Origin of the sequence: Burkholderia sp. E168m22, assembly GCF_001319805.1 — a bacterium.
GTDB classification, from domain to species: Bacteria; Pseudomonadota; Gammaproteobacteria; order Burkholderiales; family Burkholderiaceae; genus Burkholderia; species Burkholderia orbicola.
Window position 1 is genome coordinate 22,328 of record NZ_BBSK01000005.1, and the last position, 6,484, is coordinate 28,811.

General features: G+C 68.3%; 6 protein-coding genes. All 6 read left to right on the top strand.

Annotation, left to right across the window (positions count from 1 at the left end; genetic code table 11):
• Positions 1-20 precede the first annotated feature (20 nt).
• Positions 21-818 (top strand): 4-hydroxy-tetrahydrodipicolinate reductase, encoded by a 798-nt coding sequence (gene dapB / locus AP428_RS00535; RefSeq protein WP_054927347.1) that lies wholly within the window; start codon positions 21-23, stop codon positions 816-818.
• Positions 819-836: 18 nt separating this feature from the next.
• Positions 837-1,505: a MotA/TolQ/ExbB proton channel family protein gene (locus tag AP428_RS00540; RefSeq protein WP_054927348.1), complete on the top strand. Its 669-nt coding sequence runs from the start codon at positions 837-839 to the stop codon at positions 1,503-1,505.
• Between the two features lie 24 nt (positions 1,506-1,529).
• Positions 1,530-1,985, top strand: a complete 456-nt coding sequence (locus tag AP428_RS00545; RefSeq protein WP_054927349.1) for a biopolymer transporter ExbD — start codon at positions 1,530-1,532, stop codon at positions 1,983-1,985.
• A gap of 294 nt (positions 1,986-2,279) precedes the next feature.
• Positions 2,280-4,874 carry a leucine--tRNA ligase gene (gene leuS / locus AP428_RS00550; protein ID WP_054927350.1) on the top strand — a complete coding sequence of 865 codons (2,595 nt, stop codon included), beginning with the start codon at positions 2,280-2,282 and terminating at the stop codon, positions 4,872-4,874.
• A 38-nt stretch (positions 4,875-4,912) separates the two neighbouring features.
• Positions 4,913-5,464: an LPS assembly lipoprotein LptE gene (lptE, locus tag AP428_RS00555; protein WP_006476923.1), complete on the top strand. Its 552-nt coding sequence runs from the start codon at positions 4,913-4,915 to the stop codon at positions 5,462-5,464.
• Between the two features lie 18 nt (positions 5,465-5,482).
• On the top strand, positions 5,483-6,484 hold a 1,002-nt coding region (gene holA / locus AP428_RS00560; RefSeq protein ID WP_054927351.1), incomplete at its 3' end, for a DNA polymerase III subunit delta.

Below are 6,484 nucleotides of genomic sequence, written 5' to 3' on the forward strand. Positions count from 1 at the left end.
GACTTGTCGTGTAGAAAGCCATGAAGATTGCGATTGCCGGCGCATCGGGCCGAATGGGCCGGATGCTGATCGAAGCCGTTCTCAACGATGCCGACGCGCAGCTCGTCGGCGCGCTCGACCGCGCCGGTTCGCCGTTCCTCGGGCAGGACGCCGGCGCGTTCCTCGGCAAGGACACCGGCGTCAAGCTGACCGACGACCTCGACGCCGTGTTCGCGCAGGCCGAGTACCTGATCGATTTCACGCGTCCGGAAGGCACGATGGCCCATATCGAGGCCGCGCTGCGCCACGACGTGAAGCTCGTGATCGGCACGACCGGCTTCACCGCCGAGCAGAAGGCCGAACTGCAGGCCGCGGCGGCCAGGATCGGCATCGTGTTCGCGGCGAACATGAGCGTCGGCGTGAACGTCACGCTGAAGCTGCTCGAATTCGCGGCGCAGCATTTCTCGCACGGCTACGACATCGAGATCATCGAAGCGCATCACCGCCACAAGGTCGATGCGCCGTCGGGCACCGCGCTGATGATGGGCGAAGCCGTCGCCGGCGCACTCGGCCGCTCGCTCGACGACTGCGCGGTGTACGGCCGCCACGGCGTGACGGGCGAGCGCGATCCGTCGTCGATCGGCTTTGCCGCGGTGCGCGGCGGCGACATCGTCGGCGACCACACCGTGCTGTTCGCCGGAATCGGCGAGCGCATCGAGATCACGCACAAGTCGTCGAGCCGCGTGTCGTACGCGCAGGGCGCGTTGCGTGCGGTGCGCTTCCTGTCGGCGCGCGGCGCCGGCCTGTTCGACATGCAGGACGTGCTCGGCCTGCGCTGACACCGCGAGGAAACTCCGATGGCGATTCCCACCGGCGTTGTCCACTACCTCGAAAGCGGCGATGCGATCACGCACGCCGTCTCCTATGTGCTGCTGGCGATGTCCGTCGCCAGCTGGTGCTTCCTCTTCATGAAAGCCTGGCTGCTGGTCCGCGCGAAGCGGCAGGGGCCGCGCGCGCTCGCCGCGTTCTGGCGCGCGCCGTCGCTCGCCGCGGGCATTGCCGCGCTGGCCGGCGCCGATCGCGAGCGCGTGTTCGTGCCGCTCGCCGAAGCCGCGCGCGATGCGGCCGACGATCACGACCCCACCGCGCTGGCCGCGCGCGTCGAGCGTAGCGAACGCGTGCTGCGCGCGTTGCGTCACGCGATGCTGCGCTCGCAGCGGCGCCTCGAATTCGGCCAGGTGCTGCTCGCGTCGATCGGCAGCACCGCGCCGTTCGTCGGGCTGCTCGGCACCGTGTGGGGCATCTATCACGCACTCGGCAGCATCGCCGCGAGCGGGCAGGCGCAGATCGAGAACGTCGCGGGGCCGGTCGGCGAGGCGCTGATCATGACCGCGTTCGGGCTGGTCGTCGCGATTCCCGCGGTGCTCGCGTACAACATCCTCGGCCGGCTCGTCCGGCAGCTCGCCGAGGAACTCGACGGCTTCGCACGCGATCTGCACGTCTTCGTGTGCGCGCAGGGCGCCTGACGCGCCGGCTCCGGAGGAACGATCATGGCATTCGGCGGGCTCGAGCACCACAAGACGTCCGCGCCGATGGCGGAGATCAACATGACGCCGCTGATCGACGTGATGCTCGTGCTGCTCGTCATCTTCATCATCACCGCGCCGCTGATGACGCACGCGATCCGGCTCGATCTGCCGAAGGTCGCGGCGAGTGTCGCGCGCGACACGCCGCAATCCGTCACGCTGTCGATCGACGACGCGGGCAAGCTCTACTGGGACGACGCGCCCGTGGCGCTCGACGCGCTGCCCGCGCGGTTCAAGGCCGCCGCCGCGGGCGCCGCGCCGCCCGAGCTGCGGCTGCGGGCGTCGCGCGCGACGCGCTACGACGTGATCGCGCAGGTGATGGGCGCCGCGCAGGCCGCGGGCCTTACGCGGATCGGCTTCGTGACCGACGTGCCGCCGGCGGGTGCTGCGGCGCCCGCCGCCGCCGGCGCGAAACCCTGACGCGCCGCCAGGCCGCCACGCCAATCGTCAGGCAAGTTCCCGCCCGTCGCCGGGGCGGGCCGCACGCCGCAAGACCGGCCGGATGCGCCGGCGCTGACGGTATAATCATTGTTTTTCCCGGCTGGCAGGTTTTTTCCAGGTAACCCGGCATTTTCCAGGCAACCCGGAAAATATCCGGACACCCCGAACAGGTCCCGCCACAGCGAACCTGCAGCGCCGCCGGGCCAGCACGATTTCCGATCCAATCCTGCGCGCGAGCCGTCGCGCCGCTTAAAGCCTAGCCCGAACCACACCATGCACGAGAGATACGTACCCGCCGACGTCGAAGCCGCCGCCCAGCGCGACTGGCGCGCAGCCGATGCCTACAAGACGAAGGAAGACACGCAGAAGCCGAAGTTCTACTGCGTGTCGATGCTGCCTTACCCGTCCGGCAAGCTGCACATGGGTCACGTGCGCAACTACACGATCAACGACGTGATGTACCGCTATCTGCGGATGAACGGCTACAACACGCTGATGCCGATGGGCTGGGACGCGTTCGGGATGCCGGCCGAGAACGCCGCGATGGCGAACGGCGTGCCGCCCGCGAAGTGGACCTACGACAACATCGACTACATGAAGGGCCAGATGCAGTCGATGGGCCTCGCGATCGACTGGTCGCGCGAGATCGCGACCTGCAAGCCCGACTACTACAAGTGGAACCAGTGGCTGTTCCTGAAGATGCTCGAGAAGGGCATCGCGTACAAGAAGACGGGCACCGTGAACTGGGACCCGGTCGACCAGACCGTGCTCGCGAACGAGCAGGTGATCGACGGCCGCGGCTGGCGTTCGGGCGCGCTCGTCGAGAAGCGCGAGATCCCGATGTACTACCTGCGCATCACGCAGTACGCGGATGAGCTGCTGAACGATCTCGACGGCCTCGGCTGGCCCGAGCGCGTGAAGATCATGCAGCAGAACTGGATCGGCAAGAGCTTCGGCGTGAACTTCGGCTTCCCGTACGAACTCGACGGCGAGCAGAAGCTGCTGCGCGTGTTCACGACGCGCGCCGACACGATCATGGGCGTCACGTTCTGCGCGATCGCGGCCGAGCACCCGCTCGCCACGCGCCTCGCGCAGGACAAGCCGGAACTGCTCGCGTTCATCGAGGAATGCAAGCGCGGCGGCGTCGCCGAAGCCGACGTCGCGACGATGGAGAAGAAGGGCGTCGCGACCGGCTTCTCGGTCAAGCACCCGCTGACCGGCGAGCCGGTCGAGGTGTGGATCGGCAACTACGTGCTGATGAGCTATGGCGAAGGCGCGGTGATGGGCGTGCCGGGCCACGACGAGCGCGATTTCGCGTTCGCGAAGAAATACGATCTGCCGATCAAGCAGGTGATCGCGAGCGAAGGGCAGACGTACTCGCTCGACGCATGGCAGGAGTGGTACGGCGACAAGGAAACCGCGGTCTGCGTGAACAGCGGCAAGTACGACGGCCTGCGCTATGCGGAAGCGGTCGACGCGGTCGCGGCCGACCTGAAGGCTGGCGGCTTCGGCGACAAGCAGGTCACGTGGCGCCTGCGCGACTGGGGCGTGTCGCGCCAGCGCTACTGGGGCACGCCGATCCCGATCATCCACTGCCCGTCGTGCGGCGACGTGCCGGTGCCGGAGCAGGATCTGCCGGTCGTGCTGCCGGAAGACCTCGTGCCGGACGGCTCGGGCAACCCGCTCGCGAAGTCCGAAGCGTTCCTGAACTGCACGTGCCCGAAGTGTGGCGCGGCCGCGAAGCGCGAAACCGACACGATGGACACCTTCGTCGATTCGTCGTGGTACTTCTCGCGCTACACGGCGCCGGACGCCGAGACGATGGTCGACGCGCGCACCGACTACTGGATGCCGATGGATCAGTACATCGGCGGCATCGAGCACGCGATCCTGCACCTGCTGTATTCGCGCTTCTGGACCAAGGTGATGCGCGACCTCGGCCTCGTGAAGTTCGGCGAGCCGGCGAAGAACCTGCTCACGCAGGGGATGGTGCTGAACGAGACGTACTACCGCGAGGACGCGGCGGGCAAGAAGACCTGGTACAACCCGCTCGACGTGACGGTGACGCACGACGACAAGGGCCGCCCGGTCGGCGCGACGCTGAATGCGGACGGCCAGCCGGTCGTGCTCGGCGGCATCGAGAAGATGTCGAAGTCGAAGAACAACGGCGTCGATCCGCAACTGCTGATCGACCAGTACGGCGCCGATACCGCGCGTCTGTTCACGATGTTCGCCGCACCGCCCGAGCAGCAGCTCGAGTGGTCGGGCGCGGGCGTCGAGGGCGCGAGCCGCTTCCTGCGCCGCGTGTGGAGCTTCGGCTACGGCAACCGCGAAGCGCTCGCCGCGCGCGCCGGTTTCGACGCCGCGACGCTCGGCGATGCCGACAAGGCGCTGCGCCGCGAGATCTACAGCGTGCTGAAGCAGGCTGATTTCGACTACCAGCGCCTGCAGTACAACACGGTCGTGTCGGCCGCGATGAAGATGCTGAACGCGATCGACGGCGCGAAGGGTGCGACGCCCGCCGTGCTGCGCGAGACGTACGGCGTGCTGCTGCGCGTGCTGTACCCGGTCGTGCCGCACGTCACGTTCGAGCTGTGGAAGACGCTCGGCTACGCGGACGAATTCGGCCCGCTGCTCGATGCGCGGTGGCCGAAGGTCGACGAGGCCGCGCTCGAGCAGGCCGAGATCGAACTCGTGCTGCAGGTGAACGGCAAGGTGCGCGGCGCGCTGAAGGTCGCGAAGGACGCGAGCCGCGACGCGATCGAAGCGGCGGCGGTGGCCGACGAGGCATTCGCGAAATTCAGCGACGGCAAGCCGGCGAAGAAGATCGTCGTCGTGCCGGGCCGCCTCGTGAACATCGTCGTCTGACGGCCGCCGGCCGTCGGACGTACCCAGAAGGAGCGAAGGTGATCCGCAGATCGTTTTTGATGCTCGTCGGCAGCACGGTCGTGCTGTCGGCATGCGGCTTCCAGTTGCGCGGCCAGCAGGACTACGCGTTCAAGCACCTGTTCGTGGCCGGTGCGCCGGCGCCCGTCGAGGCGCGGCTCACGCGCCTCGTCCAGGCCGGCAGCGACACGAAGATCGTCAAGTCGGCGGACGACGCCGACGCCGTGCTGCGCATGTGGGAGTCGCGTGGCCAGAACACGCTGACGCTCAACAAGTACGGCTCCGCGCAGGAGTACGCGCTGTTCTACACACTGAACTACACGCTGACGAGCAAGGACGGCACCGTGCTGATCCCGCCGAGCGCGATCGCGCTGAACCGCGCGATGACGTACAGCGACCAGTACACGAACGCGAAGGCGCAGGAAGCCGACATCCTGTACGGCGACATGCAGAACGACGCGGTCGACCAGCTGATGCGGCGTCTCGCGATCGTCCACTCGCTGACGCCGGCGCCGGAGGACGTGGTGCCGGGCGTGGCGCCGCGCGCGCCGCTGCCGCCGCCGCCGCTCTGATCGCGGGCGCACGCACCGATGCAATTGCGACTTGATGCGCTGGAGCCGCACCTCGCGAAGGGGTTGGCCGGGCTCTATACCGTGTACGGCGACGAGCCGCTGCTCGCGCAGGAAGCGTGCGACCGCATTCGTGCGGCCGCGCGCGCGGCCGGCTTTACCGAGCGTTCGGTGCATACGGTCGAGCGCGGCTTCGACTGGAGCGTGCTGCTCGGCGCGACCCAGGCGATGTCGCTGTTCGGCGAACGTCAGCTGATCGAACTGCGCATTCCGTCGGGCAAGCCCGGCAAGGAAGGCGCCGACGCGTTGAAGACGCTTGCGGCCACACCCAATCCCGACGCGCTGATGCTCGTCACGTTGCCGCGCCTCGACGCGGCCACGCAGAAATCCGCGTGGTTCACCGCGCTGCAGAACGGCGGCGTCGCGCTGAAGATCGATCCGGTCGATCGCGCGCAACTGCCGAACTGGATCGGCCAGCGCCTGTCGATGCAGGGCCAGCGCGTCGCACCCGGCGACGACGGGCGCCGCGCGCTGCAGTTCATCGCGGAGCGTGTCGAGGGCAACCTGCTCGCCGCGCACCAGGAAATCCAGAAGCTCGGGCTGCTGTATCCGCAGGGCGCGCTGTCGTTCGAGCAGGTGCACGACGCGGTGCTGAACGTCGCGCGCTACGACGTGTTCAAACTGAACGAAGCGATGCTCGCCGGCGACGCCGCGCGGCTCGCGCGGATGATCGACGGGCTGAAGGGCGAGGGCGAGGCGATCGTGCTCGTGATGTGGGCCGTCGTCGAGGAATTGCGCACGCTGCTGCGGATCAAGCGCGGCACGACGGCCGGCAAGCCGCTCGCGACGCTGCTGCGCGAGAACCGCGTGTGGGGGCCGCGCGAGCGGCTGATCGCGCCCGCGCTGAACCGCGTGTCGGAAGCGGTGCTCGAAAAGGCGCTCGCATTCGCCGCGAAGCTCGACCGGCAGGTCAAGGGCTTGTCCGCCGTCACGCCGGGCCGCCGCACGCAGGACGAACCGCCG

What these genes read in the sequence shown, in the direction of transcription:
- dapB (WP_054927347.1), top strand. Translation starts at nt 21, where the DNA reads ATGAAGATTGCGATTGCCGGCGCATCGGGCCGAATGGGCCGGATGCTG.
- AP428_RS00540 (WP_054927348.1), top strand. Translation starts at nt 837, where the DNA reads ATGGCGATTCCCACCGGCGTTGTCCACTACCTCGAAAGCGGCGATGCG.
- AP428_RS00545 (WP_054927349.1), top strand. Translation starts at nt 1,530, where the DNA reads ATGGCATTCGGCGGGCTCGAGCACCACAAGACGTCCGCGCCGATGGCG.
- leuS (WP_054927350.1), top strand. Translation starts at nt 2,280, where the DNA reads ATGCACGAGAGATACGTACCCGCCGACGTCGAAGCCGCCGCCCAGCGC.